Raw genomic sequence first — 23,527 nt, 5'->3', positions numbered from 1 at the left:
GGCCGGGATGCCGGGGGCGGAATCCCTGATCAGCGGTGCATGACACCGCAGGAACCTCCAAGCTTATACCAATCCTGAGCGCCTGCGCATCAACTGGGCAGGCATTCAGGCGTTATTCCTACTTACTTCAGGTTGATGATTTTCTTGGCATCAGCCTGGTTCTTCACACCCTTCGCCAGCGCCTGCTGGGCGGCCTGCTTGGCCTCCGGGATGCGACCTTCGGCATGCAGGACGCGTGCCAGGTTCAGGTAGGTCTCACCGTCCTTGGACAGCGGGGCAGCCTTCTGCCACGCATCGATCGCCTGCGGCACCTGGTCGGAGTAGTAGTAGGACTGGGCCAGCGCCAGGTAAACCTGGTAGTCCGGCTTCAGGATGCCCTTCTGCAACCCTTCGTTGATGACCGCGATGACGTCCTTTTCCTTTTTGTCGGTGTTGGCATAGATGGAGTACAGCTGCTTGTACTCGCGCTCTTCGGTGAGCTGGCCGCTGCTGCGCAGCTTGTCCATCACCGCGGCCGCCTTGTCCATCTGGTCGGCCTGCATGTACATGCTGGCCAGGTTCAGCTGGGCCTTCTTGTCGTTCGGGTTCTTGGCGGCCAGCGCCTCGGCTTCCTTGACCGCTTCGCCGGACTGGCCGGCTTCGGACAGGGCCGCCATCAGCAGCTGGTTCCAGTTGTCCTTCGGTTCGGCGGAGCCGGCGATGGCCTGCTTCAGCACCGGAATCGCTTCCTGGTAGCGCTCCAGCTGGTACAGCGCCTGGCCCTTGGCGATCAGTTCTTCCGGCTTGGTCGACTTGCTCTCGGCGAAGTACTTGTCGAGGGTTGCCAGGCCTTCGGCTGTCTGGTCTTCCTGCAGCTGCAACTGGCCCAGCATCAGCATCGACTGGAAGTGGCCGTTGTTGTCCAGGCCGTTGAACTGCAGGACCTGCTTCAGGTAGGCGATGGCAGCCGGGGCGTCATCGGTCTGGTAGGCAGCCTGCGAGGCCAGCTGCGCGGCCAGCGACTTGTCGTACTCGTTCGCGGCGCTGTCAGCCAGGATGGCGTCGGCCTGGGTGCGGGTTTCCGGGAACTTTTCCTTGTTGTAGCTGTCGATCATTTTCTGCAGCTTGCTGCCCATCTTGGCCGAAGCCTTGACCATCGGCTCCTGGCGGGTCGCGTTCGGGTACAGCGCCTCGGCCTTGGCCTGCTTGCCGCCACGGTTGCCGCGCTCGGAGGAACGCGAGGACTGCGCGAAGGCATCGGTGACCACGGCGCCGGTCAGGGCGGTCGCGACGAGGACGGAAAGCACAGCTTTGTGGTTACGGAAAATCATCGTTCACCTCGATCGAACCGCCGGTTAGCGGCAAAGTCGGACTGTCAGAAAAATCTGAGCCGCCAAACGTATCAGAAACAGATGGCGTGAGAAATCGTTTTATGTGCTGCAATACAGCATAGAACTGCGCACTCATCCGCACTTTGGCCGTAGCCCGGCCGCCTGCGCCTGCTGATAGACCGGCGTCAGGCCCGGGGCATCACGTCGCAGTTCCTGGATCCGGTTGGCCGGATCCGGGTGGGTGGACAGCCATTGCGGGCTGCGACCGCCGCTGGCGGCCATCATGTTCTGCCACAGGTCGACCGCCTGCGCCGGATTGAATCCGGCCTGGGCCATCAGCCGCTGGCCGATCACGTCAGCCTCGCTTTCCTGCGTCCGCGAGCCCGGCAGCAGGAAGGCAGTCTGCGCGCCCATGCCACCGAGCTGGTTGACGGTGCTGGCAGCACCTTCGCCGTAGGCTGCGCCAGCCAGCGCGCCGAGCACGGCCAGCCCGGTCTGCGCACCCATCTGGCGGGTGATGCGCTCTTCGTGGTGGCGGGCGATGACATGACCGATTTCATGGCCGATCACGGCAGCCAGCTGATCCTGGTTCTTGGCCACGGTGAAGATGCCGGTGTTCACGCCGACCTTGCCGCCGGGCAGGGCGAAGGCGTTGGGTTCCTTGTCGACGAATACCGCCGTCTCCCACCGTACGCCACGGTATTGAGCTGGCAGCTGCGCGACCAGGGCGTTGACCACGCACTGCACGTAACCGTTCTGGCGGCCGTCGGTGCTGATCTTTTCCTTCTGCTTGGTTTCGGCGAACGCCTGTGCGCCGAGCTGGTCCAGCTGCGCCTGCGAGACGCCGCCCACCATCTGCCGGCGACCGGTAGGGGAGGTGGTGGTCGCGCAGGCGCTGACCAGGGTGGTGATGACAAGGGCCAGCAGCAGTTGTTTCATGGAAACTCCCCCGTGTTCATATGCGGAGTGTGTAGCGTAGCGGCTTAATCTTTCGTCAAGCGGACGCGGCCTTACGTTGACCCCAGGAACACCATCGCCGCAAGGGCGACCGCATTGTTCAGCGCATGGGCGGTGACCGCCGCCCACAACGTGCCGGTGCGCCGGTAGAGCCAGCAGAACGCGGCTCCCATGCCACCATAGACCAGCCACAGCTGTGCGATTTCGGCCGGGCCATTGGCACTGGTGCCAGGGATCTCATGGATCAGGGCAAACGCGAGGCTGCTCAGTACCACGCCCAACCCTGGCCGCCCGGCCTGCCACAGGCGGCCAAACAGCACGCGGCGGAACAGCAGTTCCTCGTAGGCCGGCGCCAGGACCACCGCGAACAGCACCAGGAACAACGGGAAACGTGCGATCGCGTTCTGCATCAGCGCCAGATTGGTGGGGACCGGCTCGACGCCGACCTGCTTGGCCAGGAAGGCGATGCCGTTGCTGCCGAGCACGATCAGGGTCGCCACCAGCAGGGTCCAGCCCCAGGTGGGGGGGCGGCGCAGCGCCTGGCACGAGGCGTGGCGCTCGGCGGCGTTGGCCGGCCGTCGCCAGAAGTACAGCAGCAACGCGGCGCCACCGGTGGCGAACAGTGCCATGAGAATCTGCGCAAGCGCGCCGGGCTGGCCCAGTGACGCCGCGACCGAACTGGCGTCGGGTGCGCCAGCGCCAGCCTGCGCGTTCGCGTAACCAACCACCACGCCACGGTACAGGCCCCACAGCAGGCCGCTGATCAGGCTCAGGCCGAACAGGGTGACAGCGGCGATGCCCAGGTCGATGAAGAACCCCGCCAACGGCGAAACGGCACGCGGCGCGGCAGAAGCCGGCGGAACCGGGGGCGGAGCGGAGACCGGGGCGGATGCTGACATCAGGTACCTGTGTTCAAGAGTCGAAGGGCGGCGCGCCTCCCCGCGCGCCGGCCGTGTCCCGATTGTGTCAGATATCCAGGTTTGCGACCTTCAGCGCGTTGTCTTCGATGAAATCGCGACGCGGTTCGACGACATCGCCCATCAGGGTGCTGAAGATCTGGTCGGCTGCGACAGCGTCCTCGATACGCACCTGCAGCAGTCGGCGGGTTTCCGGGTTCACCGTGGTGTCCCACAGCTGCTCCGGATTCATTTCACCCAGACCCTTGAATCGCTGGATCTGGCGGCCGCGCTTGGCCTCCTCGAGCAGCCAGTTCTGTGCCTTGGCAAAGCTGTCGACTTCGATCGACTTGGCACCGCGGGAAATGGTCGCGCCTTCGCGGACCAGACCGTGCAGCAGCTTCGATGCCTGGTGGATCGCGCGCAGTTCGCCGCTTTCGAAGGCCGACATCGGCAGCACCTGGATGTGCTGTTCGCCCATGTGGCGACGGGTCACCAGCACAGCGGCCGGGCGCTCGTCGTTGGCTTCCTGCAGTTCCAGCGTGAAACGCGGGCTGCCCAGGCTGCCCTGGTTGAGGCGCTTGGCCAGTGCATCCAGGCCCTCGCCTTCGCCGGCAGCGCGCAGGCTTTCCAGGTCCATCGGCACGAAATCGACCAGCGCTTCAAGCAGGTTGCGGTCGTAGCGATGTGCGTTGCGCTCGATCGAATCCAGCGCGGCCGCGTAGGCCAGCAGCAGCTTTTCCAGCGCAAGGCCTTCGATGCCGGGCTCGCCGGTGGCCGGCACCAGCGCAGCGTTTTCCACCGCGCTGCTGGCCAGGTAGCTGTCCAGCGCCGGGTCGTCCTTCAGGTACAGCTCCTGCTTGCCCTGCTTGATCTTGTACAGCGGCGGCAGGCCGATGTAGACGTAACCGCGCTCGATCAGCTCCGGCATCTGACGGTAGAAGAACGTCAGCAGCAGGGTGCGGATGTGGGCGCCGTCGACGTCGGCGTCGGTCATGATGATGATCTTGTGGTAACGCAGCTTGTCCGGGTTGTACTCGTCTCGGCCGATGCCGGTGCCCAGCGCCGTGATCAGCGTGCCGACCTGGTCGGAGGACAGCATGCGGTCGAAGCGCGCGCGTTCCACGTTGAGGATCTTGCCGCGCAGCGGCAGCACCGCCTGGTTCTTGCGGTTGCGGCCCTGCTTGGCCGAGCCACCTGCCGAGTCACCCTCGACGATGAACAGTTCGGACAGCGCCGGATCCTTTTCCTGGCAGTCGGCCAGCTTGCCCGGCAGGCCGGCGATATCCAGCGCGCCCTTGCGGCGGGTCAGGTCGCGGGCCTTTCGCGCCGCTTCACGTGCACGCGCGGCGTCGACGATCTTGCCGGCGATCGCCTTGGCTTCGTTCGGGTTCTCCTGCAGGAACTCTTCCAGGCGCGCACCGAAGGCGTTTTCCACCGCCGGACGCACGTCGGAGCTGACCAGCTTTTCCTTGGTTTGGCTGGAGAAGCTCGGGTCCGGAACCTTCACCGACAGCACCGCGATCATGCCTTCTCGCATGTCGTCGCCGGTCAGGTTGATCTTGGCCTGCTTGGCGATGCCGTTCTGCTCGATGTAGTTGTTGAGCACACGGGTCAGCGCACCGCGGAAACCGGCCAGGTGGGTACCGCCGTCCTTCTGCGGAATGTTGTTGGTGAAGCAGTACATCGTCTCCTGATAGGAGTCGGTCCACTGCAGCGCCACATCCACGACGATGCCGTTGTGCTCGCCGGTGACTGAAATGACGTTCGGGTGCAGCGGCGTCTTCAGCTGGGCCAGATGCTCCACGAAGCTGCGGATGCCCCCCTCGTAGTGGAAGTCATCGCGACGGCCGTCGCCACGCTCATCGGCAAGGACGATCTTGACGCCGGAGTTCAGGAACGACAGTTCGCGCAGGCGGCGGGCCAGGATGTCGTAGTGGAACTCCACGTTGTCGTGGAAGGCGACGGTGGACGGCCAGAAGCGCACGGTAGTGCCGCGCTTGGTGGTGGTTTCCAGCTTGGCCAGCGCGGTCACTGCGGCGCCGTTGCTGAATTCCTGCTGGTAGTGGAAGCCGTTCTGGAACACGTCCACCAGCAGCTTCTGCGACAGCGCGTTGACCACGCTGACGCCGACGCCGTGCAGGCCGCCCGAAACCTTGTAGCTGTTGTCGTCGAACTTGCCGCCTGCGTGCAGGACGGTCATGACGACTTCGGCTGCAGACACTTCGCGACCGAGCTTGGCACTCATCTGCTCGTGCTTGCCAGTCGGGATACCACGGCCGTTGTCGGACACCGAGACCGAACCGTCGGCGTGGATCGTCACCGCAACGTGGTCGGCGTGGCCGGCCAGCGCTTCGTCGATCGAGTTGTCGACGACCTCGAACACCATGTGGTGCAGACCGGTGCCGTCATGCACGTCACCGATGTACATGCCGGGACGCTTGCGGACAGCCTCCAGGCCTTCCAGGGCGGTAATGCTGTTGGCGTCGTAATTGCCGTTGTTTGCCGGGGTGTTCTGTTCGTCGCTCATTGCGCTTGCCGTAGGCTCCGCAGGTCGGCCACCGCTTGGAGCGATGTGCCGAGAATGAAAGGATTCCAACCCGAATTATACCAGCCGGGGTCGAGCGGCCCTGGTGTGCCCACTATGGCACAGCCACGATCTGTGCATGTTCCACGTGGAACCGGGCGATGTGGGTCAGGTCCAGCAGCGCCGCCGGGGTTTCGGTAGCGGTGATGAAGATCTGTGCCGGCCCATTGAGCAGGCGCTCCAGCACCCGCGCCTGATGGGTGCGATCCAGCTCCGAGGCCAGATCGTCCAGCGCGATAACCGGCCATTCGCCGCGCTGTTCCGCATAGTCCTCGGCCTGCGCCAGCAGGCAGGCCAATGCCGTCAGCTTGGCCTGACCACGGGACAACGCATCACGGCCCGGAATGCTCTGGAAATCCACACTCCAGTCTGCCCGGTGTGGGCCGACCGAGGTATAGCCGGCCTGCCGGTCGCGTTCCCGGGCCAGAAGCAGGGCATCGGCCAAGGGAAGCTCATGCCGCCGCCAACCGGGGCTCAGTTCCAGACCCTGGATGCCGAGTTGCGGAGCCAGGCTGGCGGCCAAGGCCACCGTGCGCTGCTGCAGACGCTCCAGGTAGTGCTGACGGCGGCTGGTCAGCGGTTCCCCGGCCTCGGCCAGCTCGTGATCCCAGGTATCTAGCATCCGCGACGGCCCGCCCTGCTTGAGCAGAGCATTGCGCTGCTTCAGCGCCCGGGAATAGCGGCGCCACAGGGAGAGAAAATCCGGTTCCACGTGGAACAAGCCCCAATCGAGGAAGCGACGGCGAGGTTCGCCCCCCCCACTGACCAGTGCATGGCTCCCCGGCTCGAACGTCACCACGGCCAGCGCTGCGCAGAGATTGCCCAGCTGCGCGACGTCTTCACCGTCCAATCGTCCCTTCCAGTCCTGGCCACTGTGGCGCAGCCCGGCCTTTCGGCGGTGCGGCAGGTGATCGGCACGCTGTTCGTCCCATTCCACGAAGATCTCCAGCGCTTCCTGGCCCTGGCGCACCAGACCGTCGCGCACCCGGCCACGGAAGCTGCGCCCGTAGGCCATCAGGTGCAGGGCTTCGAGCACGCTGGTCTTGCCGGCACCGTTGTCGCCGGTCAGCAGGTTCAATCCAGGCTGGGGCGACAGGTCCACCGCACTGAAGCGACGCAGTTGGTGCAGGGCGAGGCGGCGGATAAGCATGGGGCGCGAAAGACCATCCGCACGAGGCGGTAGTGGGACAGGGAATCCATCAGCTTACTGCATCGGTCAAGCCAGCCGTGGCGCGCCAGACATCGCCACTGTGCTGAAGCCTCCGCCTGGCAACCCTACGCGTGTTCCACGTGGTGGCGCTCCCTCATCTGGGCTCGCCTGGGTCTGGATATGCCCGGGAATCCTTGAATTCTGAGCGGCGGCGCAGGGTACAGGCCTTCAGATTTCAGCGATTTCAGCCTCATTCCGCGAGCATCGCCAGGTGCCCTCGACGGTGGGTTGCGCGAACACCGCGCGGATTTCTTGAAATCTACGATGCGATGCCGTGGAGGGTTCCACAGATTTCAAAGAATTCAGCCCGCTCGTTTCACGCTGTCCACAGCGGGTCTGTATGACTTATACACAAGGTATGGGCAAACTGTGGATAAAAAAGTCCTTTTGCCCGACCTGCCAAACTATCCACAGGTTCCCCCCCAGCCTGAGGGGCCTCTATACAGGGGGTTTCAGCTGCATAAATCTCTTAAAATTCAATTGGATAATGCATTTTTCCACGAAATCTGGGCCTACCATCACCACCATGCTTTAGATTTATACCCAGATTTAGAAGCTAGGCCAGCTCTGATCCGGCCCCAACCGGGCCTGTGGACAGTGACGTCTGCAGATGAAGCAACCACTGCGATAGCGGATGCGATCCGCTTCATCCATCCGACCAGATCGGGTCACCTGCAATCAGGCTGAGGACCCGGAACTGCGTACTCGATCGAAGTTGGCTGGGCAGCGCCCAGGTCAGCAACCTGGATTCCTACCGCGTAGGGCCGATTGCATCGGAGGGGCAACCAAGAACAATCGGCAAGCAGCAATCTCGAGCAAGACATTCGTCCAGACCTGGAGATTCCGCGAACTCCGATGCTCCACGTGGAACCTGCAAAAAAAAACGCCCGGGGAGATACCGGGCGTCCTTAGGTTCCACGTGGAACAGGCTGCTGTCAGAGACGCAGCGGCATGACCACGTGACGCGACTTCTCACTGCTGGATTCACGAACCAGCGCAGAAGAGTTGGAATCGCGCAGCTGGATGATGACCTCCTCATCGCGCAGCGCGGAGAGGGCATCCAGCAGGTAGTTCACGTTGAAGCCAATGGCCAGATCACTGACCGTGGTGTCGGCTTCGATCTCTTCCTGGGCTTCTTCCTGTTCCGGGTTGTGCGCGCTGATCTTCAGGTTGCCCGGCGAGACTTCCACGCGGATGCCGCGGTACTTCTCGTTGGACAGGATCGCGGCGCGCTGCAGCGAGGCACGCAGTGCTTCACGATCAACCTTCACTTCGCGGTCGGCACCGATCGGAATCACCGCTTCGTAATCCGGGAAACGACCGTCGATCAGCTTCGAGGTGAAGGTGACATCGTCGCGCTTGACGCGCACGTGGCTGCGGCCGACTTCCAGTTCGATCTCGCGATCGCCGCTCTCCAGCAGGCGCTGCAGTTCGGTCACGCCCTTGCGCGGCACGATGATCTGGCGCTTGGAACCGCTGGGCTTGGCCAGATCGGTTTCACACAGGGCCAAGCGATGGCCGTCGGTGGCGACCGTGCGCAGCGCATCGCCGCGCAGGTCGAACAGCAGGCCATTGAGGTAGTAGCGCACGTCCTGCTGGGCCATCGCGAACGCAGTGCGCTCGATCAGTTCCTTCAGGGTTGCTTCGCCGATGGCCACGCGCTCGGTGGCTTCCACTTCGTCCACCGACGGGAAGTCGTTGGAGGGCAGGGTGGCCAGGGTGAAGCGGCTGCGGCCGGCCTGCACGGTGATCTTGTCACCGGTCTGCGAGACGGTAATCCGGCTGCCGTCGGGCAGGGCGCGGATGATCTCGAACAGCTTGCGGGCGGGAATGGTGGTTTCGCCGTCCTGGGCGTCTTCAACCGCGATCCGCGACACCATCTCCACTTCCAGGTCGGTACCGGTCAGCGACAGCTGGCCGTTCTGCACCTGGACCAGGAAATTGGCCAGAACCGGAAGGGTCTGGCGGCGTTCGACCACGTTGACGACCTGTGCCAACGGCTTGAGAAAGGCTTCGCGCTGCAGTGTGAAACGCATGTGGTTCCGTGCCCCTATGCTTTAAAAAATGTGGAATAAATCAAAAGCTTGGTGGTGCTGGTAGAGACAGAATCGCTGGAAAACAACGCTAAGTCTTTGTAAATAAAAGGATTTCAGGCATCGAAACCCTCTGTATTACCGACCCCCAGGGGGTGGGGAAAGCTGTGGATAAAACCGACGCGATTTCAAACGCCATTTTTATCCACAACGTGTCCCGCGCTTGCTACCGGATTCTGCACCGTTTTGTGCGATGACGCCTCATCGGCATCCGTGCATCATTCGCTCAGCTTCCGGATCAGCTTGTCCCAGTCCTCGCGGAGCTTGCCGTCGGTTTCCATCAGGGTCCGGATCTGGCGGCAGGCATGCAGCACCGTGGTGTGATCGCGACCGGCAAAGGCATCGCCGATCTCGGGAAGGCTGTGCTCGGTCAGTTCCTTGGTCAGGGCCATGGCGACCTGGCGCGGGCGTGCCAGCGAGCGGGTCCGACGCTTCGACAGCAGATCCTTGATCTGCAGGCCGTAGTAGTCGGCAACGGTTTTCTGGATGTTGGGAATGCTGATCGCCTGCTGCTGGGCGCGCAGCAGGTCGCGCAGGGTTTCCTGGGCGAATTCGGTGGTGATCGCGCGGCCGGTGAAATTGGCGCGGGCGGTCAGGGTATTGAGCGCGCCTTCGAGGTCGCGCACGTTGGAGCGCATCTTCTTGGCGATCAGGAACGCAACATCATCGGGAATCTCGGCACCGCGTTCGCGTGCCTTGGCCAGCACGATCGCGGCGCGGGTCTCGAAGTCCGGCGGTTCGATCGCGACCGACAGGCCCCAGGCAAGCCGCGACTTCAGGCGCGCTTCCAGGCCCTCGACTTCGCGCGGATAGCGGTCGCAGGTCAGGATGATCTGCTGCTTGCCATCGAACAACGCGTTGAAGGTGTGGAAGAACTCTTCCTGGGTGCGGTCCTTGCCGGCGAAGAACTGGATGTCATCGATCAGCAGCGCGTCCACCTGCTGGAACTGGCGCTTGAACTGATCCATGGTCTTTTCCTGCAGGGCCCGGATCATCGCGCTGAAGAACTGTTCCGAACGCAGGTACAGCACCTTCGCGCCCGGATTGGCCTGGCGCATGGCGTTGCCGGCGGCGAACATCAGGTGGGTCTTGCCCAGGCCGGTGCCCCCGTACAGCAGCAGCGGGTTGTGCGCGCGGTCGCCCGGCTTCTGCGCCGCCTGGAAGGCGGCGGCCAGGCCCAGCTGGTTGCTGCGGCCTTCGACGAAGTTGGCGAACGTGTAGTGGTTGTCCAGGTTGCCGGCGAACGGCACCTGCGGTTCGCTGGACACATGCGCCGACGGCGTGGAAACCGGCGCGTTCTGCGCCTCCACAGGGCGCGGGCGCGAGCCGATTTCAAGAAAAACGTCGCTGAAACCGGCGAAGTGCGCCAGCAGTTCGCGGATCCGGGCCAGGTACAGCTCGCGGACCTGGTCGACGATGAAGGCATTCGGTGCATACAGCACCAGGCTGTCCACGCGCAGATCGGCCTGCAGTGGCTTCAGCCAGGTATGAACGTCTTCCGGCGGGAACTCCGCTTCGAGGCGCTCGAGACTACGGGACCAAGCATCCATCAGCAATAATCGTCCGGTGGCCGGGGCATGGACGCGACAAGGCGCCCAAACACAGGCCTGAAAGGGGGGGAAATGGATGGCTCAGACTACCACCGAGCGCCCGCCTTCGGAATGCTTGTCCCCTACTTATTCACAAAAACATCCACAGCTATTGCACAGCCCGGTGAATTCGCGTAGCTGCCAGGGGTTGACTTGGGGCAGGGTACCTCTCTAGAATTTCCGGTTCTTTCCGTCCCATTCATACGAGAGGCCCCCAATGGCCACGAAGCGCACCTACCAGCCCAGCAACCTCAAGCGTAAGCGCGACCACGGCTTCCGTGCCCGTATGAAGACCGCTGACGGCCGCAAGATCCTGTCGCGTCGCCGCGCCAAGGGCCGCAAAGTCCTGAGCGCCTGATTGCCATGCCGCACCCCGCGGCAGACGCAATCCCTTCGACAGTGAATACTGCAGACCCGCGCAAGCGATTCCCTCGCTCTGCGCGGGTTCGCACGCGTGCCGAATACTCAACGGTCTTCAACGGCGCCCGCCGTGTGTCCGATCCGCTGATGACCCTGCACTGGCTGCCGGCTGACCGGCCGGCCAGGCTGGGTCTGGCGGTTTCCCGCAAGGTTGATCCGAACGCCGTCGGGCGTAACCGGATCAAGCGCGTCCTGCGCGACATCCTGCGTCAGACACGTACCGACATCCAGCCAGGCGACTTTGTCGTCGTGGCTCGTAGTGCTGCGCGTTCCGCCAGCAACGACGAGATCCGCCAGGCCTTCCTGCGCCTGCTGCGTCGCCTGCGTGCATTGCCCACGCCGGGCGTGGACGGCACAATGCCGCCGCCTGATGGCATCGCAACTCCTTCTTTGACCGAGCCGGCATCGCGTCCCGGCCCCGCCGAGCCTGTCCGCTGATGAACCAGACCCGCGTATTCCTCATTTTTGCCTGGCTGATGGTGGCCGTGCTGCTGTGGATGGAGTGGAGCCGTGAAAAGGCTGCTCCGACCCCGGCACCAACCACCACGTCGGCCCCGGCCGCCGCACAGAGTGTTCCGGGCGCGAACCCCGGCGCCATCCCCAGCGCCCAGGTGCCGGGCGCCCCCGGCCAGGCCGCCGCACAGGCCCAAGCCAGCGCTACCCCGGCCAGCCAGCGCGTGACCGTCACCACCGACGTGCTGCGCCTGGTGCTCGACGGCGGCCGCGTGCTCGACGCCGAGCTGCTGCAGTTCCCGCAGACCAAGGACGAAGGCAGCCCGCCGGTCCGCCTGCTGACCGAAGACCCCGCGCACCCGTACAGCGCGATCAGTGGCTGGGCCAGCGAAGACAAGAACACCCCGGTCCCCGGCGCTGACGGCTTCAAGCTGGTGGGTGACACCAAGGACTTCGTGCTGGCCAAGGGCCAGAACGAGCTGCAGATCCCGTTCGTGTGGACCGCCGACAACGGCGTGACCATCAAGCGCACCCTGACCGTCTCGCGCAACGAGTACGCCGTGCGCTTCAAGGACGAAGTCAGCAACGCTGGCGCCGCGCCGTGGAACGGCTATGTCTACCGCACCCTGGACCGCACCCCGACCATCCTGTCGCGGAGCATGACCAACCCCGATTCCTTCAGCTTCAACGGTGCCACCTGGTACGACAACGACAAGAAGTACCAGCGTCGTGCGTTCAAGGACTACCTGGAAGACGGCACGCTGAACCAGAACATCACCGGCGGCTGGCTGGCGATGCTGCAGCACCACTTCTTCACCGCCTGGATCCCGCAGAAGGACCAGACCGCACACTACGTGCTGTCGCAGGTGGCTGGTCGTGACCTGATCGAAGCGCGTGGCCCGGCCTTCACCGTGGCCCCGGGCCAGTCCACCAGCACCGAAGCCCGACTGTGGGTCGGCCCGAAGCTGGTCAACCTGATCGCCAAGGAAGACGTGCCGGGCCTGGACCGCGTGGTCGACTACAGCCGCTTCTCGATGATGGCGGTGATCGGCCAGGGCCTGTTCTGGGTGCTGAACCAGGTGCACAAGCTGGTCGGCAACTGGGGCTGGGCGATCGTCGGCCTGGTGGTGCTGCTGAAGCTGGTGCTGTACCCGCTGTCGGCGACCCAGTACAAGAGCGGCGCCAAGATGCGTCGTTTCCAGCCGCGCATCGCGCAGCTGAAGGAACGCTATGGCGATGACCGCCAGAAGTTCCAGACCGCGATGATGGAGCTGTACAAGAAGGAAAAGATCAATCCGATGGGGGGCTGCCTGCCGATCCTCATCCAGATGCCGATCTTCTTCGCCCTGTACTGGGTGCTGGTCGAATCGGTCGAACTGCGCCAGGCGCCCTGGTTCGGCTGGATCCAGGACCTGACCGCACGCGACCCGTACTTCATCCTGCCGGTCATCAACGTGGCAGTGATGTGGTTCACCCAGAAGCTGACCCCGGCACCGGGCATGGACCCGATGCAGCAGAAGATGATGCAGTTCATGCCGCTGGTGTTCGGTGTCATGATGGCCTTCATGCCGTCCGGCCTGGTCCTGTACTGGGTGGTCAACGGCGGCCTGGGCCTGCTGCAGCAGTGGTGGATGACCAAGCGCCATGGCGGCGAGCCGGTCCCGGCCACCACCGCGCCGGCCCCGCTCAAAAAGAAGTAATCGGTAGAGCCGGCCGCTGGCCGGCTGACCCCAGCAAAAGCCCGCCGCAAGGCGGGCTTTTCGCATGCGGCGTTAGAATCGCCGGCACACCGTTCCTCCCACCTTCGAGTCCACCATGCAGCGTGCGCCGTCGTTCCGCCTGTTCCTGCCGTCGCTGTTGTTGACCCTGGTCGTTGCCGGCTGTGGCGACAAGGACGCGAAGGCGCCGGCGACCACGGTCACCCAGCCCAGCGCGCAGGCTGCGGCCGCCGCCGATCCTGCCGCTGCACCGTTGCTGGCCGCGCTGCAGAAACAGCTCGACGGCTACCGCCGCATCATCGTGCTGCTGGCCGACGAGGAACAGCAGTCGGCTGCCGACCGCGGTACCTCCACGCGCGTGGGCCAGCAGCTGTTCCACGATGGCCTGGAACAGCGCACGGCCATCGCCGCGCAGTTCGACACGCTGCTGCGCGGCTCCAGTCCGCAGCGCTTCGCCACCCTCGGCACCGTGCTGGACTACATCGAGTCGGCGCCGGAACTGTTCGACGCCGACCGCCTGGCCTTCCGCGAAGTGCTGCGTGACCTGCATGAACGGGTCGGCACCGATTCGTCGCTGCCGGCGGTGAAGCTGCACCAGCGCATCGGCGAGGACCTGGAGGCGCTTGATGAGATCGAGCGCAACTACAACCAGGAACTGACCCGCATCTTCAGCCGCTTCGAGCGCACCCGCGCCATCGAGTTGAAGCGTGAGAAGTGGGACGACTACATCGCCGACCTGCACAAGGACTACAGCCGCGAAGCGATCCTGCGCGACTATGGCGTGATCGAGCCGTACCCGATGTCGATGAAGGACAGCGACCGCGAGATCTTCGGCCGCGACCTGCCGGCCAAGACCGTTGTGCTCACCTTCGACGATGGCCCGCACAAGGCCTATACCGATGAAGTGGTGGCCATCCTCAAGCGCTACGACGTGCCGGGCGTGTTCTTCGAAGTGGGCCGCAACCTGGGCAAGGTCGAGGCCGACGGCAAGGTCAGCCTCGGCCCGATGGCGAAGATCAGCCGCAACCTGATGGAAGAGGGCTATGCGGTCGGCAATCACAGCCTGACCCACGCCCAGCTCTCGCGGACCACCGGTGACGCGCTGCGCCAGCAGGTGCTGGACACCGACACGCTGCTGAAGGATGTCGACAGCAAGCGCGCGCCGCTGTTCCGCTTCCCCTATGGCGCACGCAATGCCGAAGGCCTGCAGCTGCTCAACGAAGCCGGGCTGAAGTCGATCATGTGGAACATCGACTCGATGGACTGGGCCGACCCGGTGCCGGAATCGATCGTCCAGCGCGTGCTCGACCAGGTGAACAAGGAACAGCGCGGCATCATCCTGTTCCACGACATTCACGATCGTGCGGTGAAGGCGCTGCCGCAGATCCTCGACCGGCTGATCGCCGATGGCTACCAGTTCGCTGGCTGGAACGGCCGCGACTTCACGGTCGCCCGTGCGCGCAAGGGCGATACCGGTGCCGCCACCGTCACCACCGGCTACGAGAAGTCCTGGGCAATCGTGGTCGGCATCGACAACTACGCCAAGTGGCCGAAGCTGGAGTACGCCAGCCATGACGCGCAGGCAGTGGCCAACACATTGACCGGGCAGTTCGGCTTCCCGTCCTCGCAGGTGATCGTGCTGAAGAACGAGCAGGCCACCCGCAACAACATCCTGGCCGCCTTCCACGACCGCCTGGCCGATGACCGCACCGGAAAGAACGACCGCGTGTTCGTGTTCTTCGCCGGCCATGGTGCCACCCGCCAGCTCGCCTCCGGACGCGACCTCGGCTACATCATTCCAGTGGATTCGGACCCGAAGGAATTCGCTACCGACGCCATCGCGATGACCGACATCCAGAACATCGCCGAGAGCATGCAGGCCAAGCACGTGATGTTCGTGATGGATGCCTGCTACAGCGGCCTGGGCCTGACCCGTGGCGGCCCATCGTCGTCGTCGTTCCTGCGCGAGAACGCGCGGCGCAGCGCGCGGCAGATGCTGACCGCCGGCGGTGCCGACCAGCAGGTGGCCGACGCTGGTCCGAACGGCCACTCGGTGTTCACCTGGGTGCTGCTGCAGGCATTGGCCGGCAAGGGCGACCTCAACGGCGATGGGCTGATCACCGGTACCGAACTGGCCGCCTACGTTGCGCCGGCCGTCTCAGCCGTTTCACACCAGACCCCGGCCTTCGGCAGCCTGCCCGGTTCGCAGGGCGGCGAGTTCGTGTTCCAGGTGCCGGACAGCCAGGAGTTCCTCAATGCCGATACGCGCCAGTTGACCGCCGATGCGATCGCACTGAACAACAAGGTTGAAGCCGCCAGCGAAGCCAAGGGCAGCCAGGCGCCGGTGACGGTGGCCGACCTGCAGGGCGGCAAGGCCAAGCTGGTGGTTCCCACTGCGGGCCCGGCGTCGGATCGCCAGCGCGCGCAGCAGGCCAATGACCGCGGCCTTCAGCTGTACCGCGAGAAGCAGTACGACGAGGCGGTGGCGCAGTTCACCGAAGCACTGAAGCTGCGTCCGGACTTCGCCCAGGCCGCCAACAACCTCGGCTTCGTCTACTACCGCCAGCAGCGCTATGCCGAAGCGGCGCGCTGGCTGGAGAACACGCTGAAGATCGACCCCTCGCGTGCAGTGGCCTATCTCAACCTGGGTGATGCCTACTTCAACGCCGGCGACAAGGCCAAGGCCAAGCAGGCCTACACCACCTACCTGGCCTTGCAGCCGCAGGGCAGTGGCGCGGCACAGGCGCGCGCACAGCTGGAGAAGCTCTGAGCCATGAACGACGCGATCCGCACCGACACCATCGTCGCCATCGGCAGTGCCCCTGGCGCCGGCGGTGTCGGCCTGCTGCGCCTGTCCGGCCCGCGTGCTGCGGCCATCGCCAATGCACTGGGTGCACCTGCACTGCGTCCGCGCCACGCGCACTACGCGCGCCTGCGTGATGCCGAAGGCGAGGTCATCGACGATGGCATCGTGCTGTGGTTCCCGGCACCGAACAGCTTCACCGGCGAGGAAGTGGTGGAACTGCAGGGCCACGGCAGCCCGGTGCTGCTGCAGCAGCTGGTCGCGCGCTGCATCGCGCTCGGCGCGCGCCAGGCGCGGCCGGGTGAGTTCAGTGAACGGGCATTCCTCAACGGCAAGCTCGACCTGGCCCAGGCCGAGGCCATCGCCGACCTGATCGCCGCGGGCGACAACCGCGCCGCGCGCGCGGCACGTCGCTCGCTGGATGGCGTGTTCTCGCGCCGCATCGACGCCGTGGTCGAGCAGCTGGTGCTGCTGCGCATCCATGTGGAAGCGGCCATCGATTTTGCCGACGAACCGCTGGATACGCTCGGTGGCGCGCAGGTGCGGCGTGGGCTGGAACAGGCGCGCAGCGATCTGGCCCTGCTGCGCCGCGATGCCGAACGCGGCCGTCGCCTGCGCGATGGCCTGCACGCGGTGCTGATCGGTCCGCCGAACGCCGGCAAGAGTTCACTGCTCAACGCGCTGGCCGGCAGCGAACGCGCCATCGTCACCGACATCGCCGGTACCACCCGCGACACCCTGCGCGAAACCATTCGCCTGGACGGCCTGGAGCTGACCCTGGTCGACACCGCCGGCCTGCGCGACGGGGGTGACGCCATCGAACGCGAAGGCATGCGCCGCGCCCACGTGGAAATCGAGCGCACCGATCTGGCGCTGATCGTGCTGGATGCGCGCGATCCGGCGGCTGGCGAAGCGGCGCTGGGCGAGGCCGTGGCGGCGGTGCCGCACAAGGTCTACATCCACAACAAGTCGGACCTGCTGGAGGCGTTGCCGTCGCTGGACGATCCGGACCGCGTGTTCGTTTCGGCCTCCACCGGCGCCGGGCTCGACGATCTGCATGCGCGTCTGCGTTCGATCGCTTCGGCCGGGGCAGGGGAGCAGGTGGACGGCGAGTTCTCCGCGCGCACGCGGCATGTGGATGCGATTGAACGCGCGCAGGAGCACGCGCAGCGCGCCGACGGCGAGCTGGCGCACGAGCACCTGGAGCTGGCCGCCGAGGAACTGCGGCTGGCGCATGACGCGCTGGGCGAGATCACCGGGCAGATGAGTGCCGATGACCTGCTGGGCAGGATCTTCTCCAGCTTCTGCATCGGCAAGTAAGCCTTGGTAGTGCCGGCCGCTGGCCGGCAACCCAGCCGAACGAGCTTCTCGGGATCGCTACGGAGTCGGAGCCCCTGCGGGGATCCGACCCCAGGTCCCCCACCTGTCACATTGCCGCCGCATACTGACGCCCATCACATACCGCTTGGGGAAGTCGCAGTGAAGTCGTGGGGTTGTGCGTTGCTGTTGTCGCTGGCCGTGGCACCATCGGTGGCCATGAGTGCTGAATCCTCCACCCCGGCCGCGCACAAGGTGTCGGTCTATGGCCATCGCGGGGCGAGCGCGTTGCTGCCCGAGCACACCCTGGCCGCCTATGCGCAGGCGATCGCCGATGGCGCCGACTACATCGAGCCGGACCTGGTGATGACCAGGGACGGAGTGATGGTGGCCCGCCACGAGAACGAGATCAGCGGCACCACTGATGTGGCCTCGCATCCCGAATTCGCCAGCCGCCGCACCAGCAAGGTCATCGACGGGCAGAAGGTGGACGGCTGGTTCACCGAAGACTTCACCCTGGCCGAGCTGAAGACCCTGTACGCGCGCGAGCGCCTGCCGGAACTGCGCAGCACCGCCTATGACGGCCAGTTCCGCATCGCCAGCCTGGACGAGATCCTCGCATTCCTTGTCCAGCAGGCCGGGCGTGCCAACCGTGGCATCGGCCTGGTGCCGGAGATCAAGCACCCGACCTACTTCCAGTCGATCGGCCTGCCGATGGAAGACAAGCTCCTGACCGCGCTGCGTGGCAATGCCTATACCAACGTCGGCCCGGTCACCATCCAGTCGTTCGAGACCGCCAACCTGCGCTACCTGCGCGGCAAGATCCCGCGCGGCAGCAACATCCGCCTGCTGCAACTGCTGTGGAAGGGCGACACCCAGCCGGCCGACATCGCCAAGGCCGGTGGCAAGCTGACCTACGCGCAGATGATGACGCCGGCAGGACTGAAGGACATCGCCAGCTACGCCGACAGCATCGGCCCGGAACTGCGCTCGATCATTCCGCTGGACGCCAAGGGCGCGCTGAGCACTCCGACCACGCTGGTACAGGACGCACATGCAGTGGGCCTGATGGTGATTCCGTACACCTTCCGTCCGGAGAACCACTTCCAGGCCAGCAACCTGCGCCAGGGCGCCGACAACGCGCGCAATGCCGAGGGTTCGATTGCCGAGATGCGTGCCTATCTGGCCACCGGCATCGATGCCTTCTTCACCGATGACCCGGCACTGGGCCGGCAGGCGGTGGATGGCATGGGCGCGGCGGGGAATGCGGCGAACTGACGGACTCTGGTAGGTGCCAACCTTGGTTGGCACACAACAACCGCGCCGACCAAGGTCGGCCACTACCGGTTCATGAGGGTGCCGGCCAGCGGCCGGCACTACCGGGGCATTTTCAGCCGCGCGGCTCGTCTGGCCGGCGGAATGGAATCACCACGTAGTCCTGACCTTCGCGCGGCTGCCACAGCACCGGCACGCGCTGCGGTGACGGCGGTTCCAGCTCGTCGTCGGCCAGCGGTTCGGCCTCGTCTTCTTCGTCTTCCCAGCTGTAGCGCGGGCGCGGCGGCAGCGGGTCGGCGTTGCGGAACAGCAGCGCGGCGATGATGCCGGCGAAGGCGCCGCCCATGTGCGACTGCCAGGACACGCCGTCGGCGTGCGGCAGGATGGTCATCAGCATGCCGCCGTAGAACAGCATGCCGATCAGGCCGGTGGCAATCGCTGCACGGTCGCGGCGCAGCAGGCCCAGGCTGGCCAGCAGGAACATCAGGCCATGGGTGACGCCGCTGGCGCCCAGGTGCACGCTGCCCGGATTGCCCAGCATCCACGCACCGATGCCCGAGCCCAGCCACAGCAGGGGCAGGGCGCGCACGGTGGCTTTCGGGTAGACGCTGCCGGCCAGCGTGCCCAGGATCAGGATCGCGATGCTGTTGGCGGCGATGTGCTCGACCGAGGCATGCAGCATCGGGCCGCCGATCAGGCCAAGCAGGCCCTTGGCTTCCAGCGGCGCGACCGCCCAGGGCCGCCAGTCGAAGGTGCCCTGCAGGGCGAACACGGCCACCAGCACCAGCACGGCGGCCAGGCTGACATTGAACGCCCGCAGGATGCGCGAGCGGTCATTGCGGGGGGCCGGCAGGTCGCCAGCGGGCAGAGGCGCGTTGTTGTCCATACCTCAGCAATGGCGGTGACTGGCGCGAAACCAAGGCCACCGCAACGGGAGAGTGGGTGCGGCCGGCGGGACAATCCCGCCGGCCGGCCATGATCAGGTGTGGCCGGAGCCTTCCTTCGGCGGGTACTTCAGGCTCAGTACCACGGTGGCGGCGATGATCACCGCGACCACGCCCAGCGACACCGGGGTCGGGATCTTGAACAGGTCGATGATCATCATCTTGATGCCGATGAAGCCCAGCACCAGCGCCAGGCCATACGGCAGCAGGTGGAAGCGGTCGGCCATGCCGGCCAGCAGGAAGAACATCGCGCGCAGGCCCAGCACCGCGAACACGTTGGAGGTGAGCACGATGAACGGGTCGGTGGTGATCGCGAAAATCGCCGGGATGCTGTCCACGGCGAAGATCACGTCGGTGACCGCGATCAGGATCAGCACCGCGAACAGCGGGGTGAACCAGCGCACGCCGTCGCGCTTCACGCTCAACGCGTTGCCGGCGTAATCCGGCAGCAGGCGCAGGTGCTTGCGCATCCAGCGCAGCGCCGGGTTGGTTTCCAGATCAGGCTCCTGGCCAGCGGCGAACCACATCTTCCAGCCGGTGAAGAGCAGGAAGGCGCCGAACACGTAGAGCAGCCAATGGAACTGGCTGATCAGCACGCTGCCAGCGAAGATCATGATCGTACGCAGCACGATCGCGCCCAGGATGCCGATGATCAGCACCTTCTGGCGCTGCTCATCCGGCACCGCGAAGTAGCTCATGATCATCAGGAACACAAAGATGTTGTCGACCGCCAGCGCCTTCTCGACCAGGTAGCCGGTCAGGAATTCGAGGCCGACCTTGTTGGCCACCACCTGGCCCGCGGTCTCATTCAGGTAGTACCAGAGGCCCGCATTGAACAGCAGGGCCAGCGCGACCCAGCCGATGGACCACCACAGGGCCTCCTTGAAGGTGACCTTGTGCGGTCCACCATGGCGCATCAACACGAGGTCGACCAGCAGGGCGATGACCACCACCGCTGCGAAGCCGCCCCACAACCACACGTTACCGATCGTCTGCATTGGGAATGTCCGTTGGAAAGATGAATGCCAGGCCGGACGGCGAGGATCTGCAACGGAGGATCGGGAGGGGGATCCAGGGACAGAGCTTCGCCAGTACGGCGAAGGTCTCGCTCGCAGTTCCAGTCGGCTGGAACTGCCGTTGCACCGGAGCCTGCGGGCTCGAAATGACGGCGACAACGTCTGGGAGCTACTCCCCTTCTGGCGCCGATTCTGCCGTCTGGCCCCGCCGCCGTCAAATGGGGAGGCCAGGGGTCGGATCCCCAAAGGGGCTCCGACCCCATCGTCGCCACACTGGGGTCAGAGCCCCTGCGGGGATCCGACCCCGGCACCCGGTTTACAATGGGTGGATGAATACCCCCCTTCCGATTGTCCGCCTCAAGAATGCGTGGCGTTCCAGCCACCCGTGGATCTTCCAGAAACTGGTCGAGAAACCGACCGTCCGGCCCAAGCCCGGTTCCATCGTCGACGTGGTCGGCATCGATGGCGAGTTCATTGGCCGCGGGTTCTACAACGGGCACTCGCGCATCGCCGTGCGCATCCTCGAAACCGACCAGAACGTGCCGGTCGATGCCGGCTGGTTCTCGCGCAAGATCGCCCAGGCGGTGTCGCTGCGCCGTGAGGTGCTGAAGCTCGACGCGGTCTCCGACGCCTGGCGCGTGGTGCACAGCGAAGGCGACGGCCTGTCCGGCCTGGTGGTGGATCGCTACGGCGACCTGGTGGTGGTCGAGTTCTTCGCCGCCGGCATGTTCCGCCACCGCGAATGGATCTACGACGCCCTGCGCGAGCAGTTCCCGGGCTGCCGTTTCCACAGCTTTGCCGACGAACACGTGCAGAAGCAGGAAAGTTTCGACTTCCACGGCAACACCACCACCGAAGCGTCGGTGATCACCGAGTACGGCATCAAGTTCCGCGCCGACCCGGCCGGTGCGCACAAGACCGGCTTCTTCGCCGACCAGCGCGAGAACCGCGAGTGGCTGAGCCAGCAGGTGGAAGGCAAGAGCGTGCTGGACCTGTGCTGCAACACCGGCGGTTTCGCCGTGTATGCGGCTGCGCGTGGTGCTTCGGAAGTGGTCGGCATCGACATCGATGAAGACGTCATCCAGATCGCCAAGGGCAATTCGCGCCTGAACAACGTGCGTCCGAAGTTCGTCCAGTCCGACATCTTCCCGTGGCTGCGTGATGCCGCCAACCGCGGCGAGCAGTACGACGTGGTGATCCTGGATCCGGCGAAGATGACCCGCGACCGCGACCAGGTGATCACCGCGCTGAAGAAGTACCTGGACATGAACAAGCTGGCGCTGGGCGTGGTCAAGCCCGGTGGCCTGTTCGCCACGTTCTCCTGCACCGGCCTGGTTGCCGAGGACCAGTTCCTCGACATGCTGCGCCGCGCGGCCTATTTCTCCGGCCGCACGATCCAGATCCTGAAGGTGGCCGGCGCCGGTCCGGACCATCCGTTCATGGCCCACGTGCAGGAATCGCGTTACCTGAAGGCCGTGTTCTGCCGCGTGGTCGACTGATTTCCAGATGTAGAGTCGAGCGATGCTCGACTCGCGGTGCCTGATCAGTCGAGCACGCCTCGACTCTACAAATCTGCTGGCCGCAGCGCTATGGTCGGGCTCTTCCCATTGCCGGTGAGAGCCCATGCCATCGTTGCGCCACCTGTCCGTCGTGCTTGCCCTGGCGCTGTGCGCGCCGCTGTCGGCTCATGCCATCGAGTTCAGCGCACAGGAACTGGCCCGCGCCAAGGCGCTGCAGCAGCGCCTGGTCACGCTCGACAGCCACCTGGATACGCCGGCCAATTTCGGCCGGACCGGCTTCGACATCGAGCAGCGCCACGACCGCAACGCACTCTCGCAGGTGGACTACCCGCGCATGGTCGAGGGCGCGCTGGACGGTGGCTTCTGGGCCATCTACACCGATCAGGGCGACCGCAGCCCAGCCGCGCACCTCGCCGAGCGTGACCATGGCCTGCAGCGGCTGCTGGAGATCCGCGAAATGCTGGCCGCCAATCCCGAGCGTTTCGCGCTGGCATTGACCGCCGATGACGCGGCGCGGATCAAGGCCGCCGGCAAGCGCGTGGTCTACATCAGCATGGAAAACGCCAGCCCGCTGGTGGAAGACCCCAGCCTGCTCTCGTTCTACCACCGTGCCGGCCTGCGCCTGCTCAGTACCGTGCACTTCGCCAACAACGAGTTCGCCGATTCGGCCACCGACCCCAAGGGAGCGGAATGGAAAGGCCTGAGCCCGGCCGGCAAGGACCTGGTGCAGCAGGCGGTGAAGCTGGGCATCGTGATCGACCAGTCGCATGCGTCCGACGCGGTGTTCGATGACCTGCTGGCAATGATGCCGGTGCCGTTCGTGCTGTCGCACAGCTCAGCCAAGGCGGTCTACGACCACCCGCGCAATCTTGATGATGCGCGCCTGCGCAAGCTGGCCAAGGCCGGCGGCGTGATCCAGGTGAACGCCTATGGTGGCTACCTGATCGACACCGCAAAGACGCCCGAGCGCAAGCAGGCCGAGGAAGCGCTGAGCAAGCAGCTGGGTGGCTGGGAAGGCATGGGCATCGAGCAGGGTGTTGCCCTGCTGAAGGCCGAACAGGCGCTGGACCACGAGCACCCGGTGCGCCATGCCAGCCTCGACGACTTCTTCGCCCACTTCGAGCACATCCTCAAGGTGGTCGGCCCCGAGCACGTGGGCATCGGCCTGGACTGGGACGGCGGCGGTGGCCTGAGCGACCTGCCCGATGTCAGCCAGCTGCCGAAGATCACCGCGTGGCTGCTGCGCAAGGGTTACACCGAGCAGCAGATTGCCGGCATCTGGGGCGGCAACCTGCTGCGGGTGATGCGCCAGGCGCAGGACTATGCGGCAAAGCAGGGCGGTTGACCGCCCTGCGGTAGTGCCGGCCAGCGGCCGGCATTGCCTGTATCAACAGGATGCGAGATGCCGGCCAGCGGCCG

General features: G+C 65.2%; 17 protein-coding genes. 8 read left to right on the top strand and 9 right to left on the bottom strand.

Features of this window, described 5'->3' with window-relative positions; all coding sequences use genetic code 11:
- Positions 1-122: 122 nt before the first annotated feature.
- The 7 genes from AC5P9N_RS09555 to dnaA all read right to left on the bottom strand — a co-directional run bounded on the left by AC5P9N_RS09555 (position 123) and on the right by dnaA (position 10,603).
- Positions 123-1,310 carry a tetratricopeptide repeat protein gene (locus AC5P9N_RS09555; protein ID WP_099484091.1) on the bottom strand — a complete coding sequence of 396 codons (1,188 nt, stop codon included), beginning with the start codon at positions 1,308-1,310 and terminating at the stop codon, positions 123-125.
- 132 nt (positions 1,311-1,442) lie between these two features.
- Complete coding sequence (locus AC5P9N_RS09550; RefSeq protein ID WP_005411735.1) at positions 1,443-2,249, bottom strand: M48 family metallopeptidase; 807 nt, start codon at positions 2,247-2,249, stop codon at positions 1,443-1,445.
- A gap of 71 nt (positions 2,250-2,320) precedes the next feature.
- Positions 2,321-3,166: a CPBP family intramembrane glutamic endopeptidase gene (locus AC5P9N_RS09545; RefSeq protein ID WP_099484092.1), complete on the bottom strand. Its 846-nt coding sequence runs from the start codon at positions 3,164-3,166 to the stop codon at positions 2,321-2,323.
- 67 nt (positions 3,167-3,233) lie between these two features.
- Positions 3,234-5,693 (bottom strand): DNA topoisomerase (ATP-hydrolyzing) subunit B, encoded by a 2,460-nt coding sequence (gene gyrB / locus AC5P9N_RS09540; RefSeq protein ID WP_005411733.1) that lies wholly within the window; start codon positions 5,691-5,693, stop codon positions 3,234-3,236.
- A gap of 112 nt (positions 5,694-5,805) precedes the next feature.
- Complete coding sequence (gene recF / locus AC5P9N_RS09535; RefSeq protein WP_495223826.1) at positions 5,806-6,900, bottom strand: DNA replication/repair protein RecF; 1,095 nt, start codon at positions 6,898-6,900, stop codon at positions 5,806-5,808.
- Positions 6,901-7,895: 995 nt separating this feature from the next.
- Positions 7,896-8,996 carry a DNA polymerase III subunit beta gene (gene dnaN, locus AC5P9N_RS09530; RefSeq protein WP_005411731.1) on the bottom strand — a complete coding sequence of 367 codons (1,101 nt, stop codon included), beginning with the start codon at positions 8,994-8,996 and terminating at the stop codon, positions 7,896-7,898.
- A gap of 275 nt (positions 8,997-9,271) precedes the next feature.
- Positions 9,272-10,603 (bottom strand): chromosomal replication initiator protein DnaA, encoded by a 1,332-nt coding sequence (gene dnaA / locus AC5P9N_RS09525; protein WP_005411730.1) that lies wholly within the window; start codon positions 10,601-10,603, stop codon positions 9,272-9,274.
- Positions 10,604-10,859: 256 nt separating this feature from the next.
- Between dnaA and rpmH the strand changes: the two genes are divergently transcribed.
- From rpmH to AC5P9N_RS09495, 6 genes are all read left to right on the top strand, one after another.
- Positions 10,860-11,000, top strand: a complete 141-nt coding sequence (gene rpmH / locus AC5P9N_RS09520; protein WP_005411729.1) for a 50S ribosomal protein L34 — start codon at positions 10,860-10,862, stop codon at positions 10,998-11,000.
- Positions 11,001-11,005: 5 nt separating this feature from the next.
- Positions 11,006-11,500 carry a ribonuclease P protein component gene (gene rnpA / locus AC5P9N_RS09515; protein ID WP_005411728.1) on the top strand — a complete coding sequence of 165 codons (495 nt, stop codon included), beginning with the start codon at positions 11,006-11,008 and terminating at the stop codon, positions 11,498-11,500.
- Positions 11,500-13,215, top strand: coding sequence for a membrane protein insertase YidC (gene yidC / locus AC5P9N_RS09510; RefSeq protein ID WP_099484093.1), 1,716 nt, complete (start codon positions 11,500-11,502; stop codon positions 13,213-13,215). The genes rnpA and yidC overlap by 1 nt, the downstream gene beginning before the upstream one ends.
- Before the next feature lie 115 nt (positions 13,216-13,330).
- Entirely contained in the window at positions 13,331-16,003 is a 2,673-nt protein-coding gene (locus tag AC5P9N_RS09505) for a polysaccharide deacetylase family protein (protein WP_099484094.1), read from the top strand.
- A gap of 3 nt (positions 16,004-16,006) precedes the next feature.
- Positions 16,007-17,356, top strand: a complete 1,350-nt coding sequence (gene mnmE, locus AC5P9N_RS09500; protein WP_099484095.1) for a tRNA uridine-5-carboxymethylaminomethyl(34) synthesis GTPase MnmE — start codon at positions 16,007-16,009, stop codon at positions 17,354-17,356.
- 159 nt (positions 17,357-17,515) lie between these two features.
- On the top strand, positions 17,516-18,631 hold the full coding sequence (locus tag AC5P9N_RS09495) for a glycerophosphodiester phosphodiesterase (protein WP_062606444.1): 1,116 nt from the start codon (positions 17,516-17,518) through the stop codon (positions 18,629-18,631).
- 112 nt (positions 18,632-18,743) lie between these two features.
- On the opposite strand, the gene AC5P9N_RS09490 is transcribed toward AC5P9N_RS09495, so the two are convergent.
- Positions 18,744-19,514 (bottom strand): rhomboid family intramembrane serine protease, encoded by a 771-nt coding sequence (locus tag AC5P9N_RS09490; protein ID WP_012481682.1) that lies wholly within the window; start codon positions 19,512-19,514, stop codon positions 18,744-18,746.
- A 93-nt stretch (positions 19,515-19,607) separates the two neighbouring features.
- A complete protein-coding gene (locus AC5P9N_RS09485; RefSeq protein ID WP_099484096.1) occupies positions 19,608-20,570 on the bottom strand; it encodes a TerC family protein in 963 nt (320 codons plus the stop codon).
- A gap of 347 nt (positions 20,571-20,917) precedes the next feature.
- Between AC5P9N_RS09485 and AC5P9N_RS09480 the strand changes: the two genes are divergently transcribed.
- On the top strand, positions 20,918-22,087 hold the full coding sequence (locus AC5P9N_RS09480; protein ID WP_010487449.1) for a class I SAM-dependent rRNA methyltransferase: 1,170 nt from the start codon (positions 20,918-20,920) through the stop codon (positions 22,085-22,087).
- 124 nt (positions 22,088-22,211) lie between these two features.
- The gene (locus tag AC5P9N_RS09475; protein ID WP_059033052.1) at positions 22,212-23,453 is read left to right on the top strand and encodes a dipeptidase; all 1,242 of its coding nucleotides are present in this window, start codon (positions 22,212-22,214) and stop codon (positions 23,451-23,453) included.
- Positions 23,454-23,527: the final 74 nt, after the last annotated feature.

The sequence above is a fragment of the Stenotrophomonas sp. YJH_SMC_6 genome, from assembly GCF_059371335.1.
This window is presented reverse-complemented; position numbering and strand designations above follow the sequence as displayed.

Coding starts and splice junctions, on each gene's coding strand:
- AC5P9N_RS09555 (WP_099484091.1), bottom strand. CDS start 1,310: ATGATTTTCCGTAACCACAAAGCTGTGCTTTCCGTCCTCGTCGCGACC.
- AC5P9N_RS09550 (WP_005411735.1), bottom strand. CDS start 2,249: ATGAAACAACTGCTGCTGGCCCTTGTCATCACCACCCTGGTCAGCGCC.
- AC5P9N_RS09545 (WP_099484092.1), bottom strand. CDS start 3,166: ATGTCAGCATCCGCCCCGGTCTCCGCTCCGCCCCCGGTTCCGCCGGCT.
- gyrB (WP_005411733.1), bottom strand. CDS start 5,693: ATGAGCGACGAACAGAACACCCCGGCAAACAACGGCAATTACGACGCC.
- recF (WP_495223826.1), bottom strand. CDS start 6,900: ATGCTTATCCGCCGCCTCGCCCTGCACCAACTGCGTCGCTTCAGTGCG.
- dnaN (WP_005411731.1), bottom strand. CDS start 8,996: ATGCGTTTCACACTGCAGCGCGAAGCCTTTCTCAAGCCGTTGGCACAG.
- dnaA (WP_005411730.1), bottom strand. CDS start 10,603: ATGGATGCTTGGTCCCGTAGTCTCGAGCGCCTCGAAGCGGAGTTCCCG.
- rpmH (WP_005411729.1), top strand. CDS start 10,860: ATGGCCACGAAGCGCACCTACCAGCCCAGCAACCTCAAGCGTAAGCGC.
- rnpA (WP_005411728.1), top strand. CDS start 11,006: ATGCCGCACCCCGCGGCAGACGCAATCCCTTCGACAGTGAATACTGCA.
- yidC (WP_099484093.1), top strand. CDS start 11,500: ATGAACCAGACCCGCGTATTCCTCATTTTTGCCTGGCTGATGGTGGCC.
- AC5P9N_RS09505 (WP_099484094.1), top strand. CDS start 13,331: ATGCAGCGTGCGCCGTCGTTCCGCCTGTTCCTGCCGTCGCTGTTGTTG.
- mnmE (WP_099484095.1), top strand. CDS start 16,007: ATGAACGACGCGATCCGCACCGACACCATCGTCGCCATCGGCAGTGCC.
- AC5P9N_RS09490 (WP_012481682.1), bottom strand. CDS start 19,514: ATGGACAACAACGCGCCTCTGCCCGCTGGCGACCTGCCGGCCCCCCGC.
- AC5P9N_RS09485 (WP_099484096.1), bottom strand. CDS start 20,570: ATGCAGACGATCGGTAACGTGTGGTTGTGGGGCGGCTTCGCAGCGGTG.
- AC5P9N_RS09480 (WP_010487449.1), top strand. CDS start 20,918: ATGAATACCCCCCTTCCGATTGTCCGCCTCAAGAATGCGTGGCGTTCC.
- AC5P9N_RS09475 (WP_059033052.1), top strand. CDS start 22,212: ATGCCATCGTTGCGCCACCTGTCCGTCGTGCTTGCCCTGGCGCTGTGC.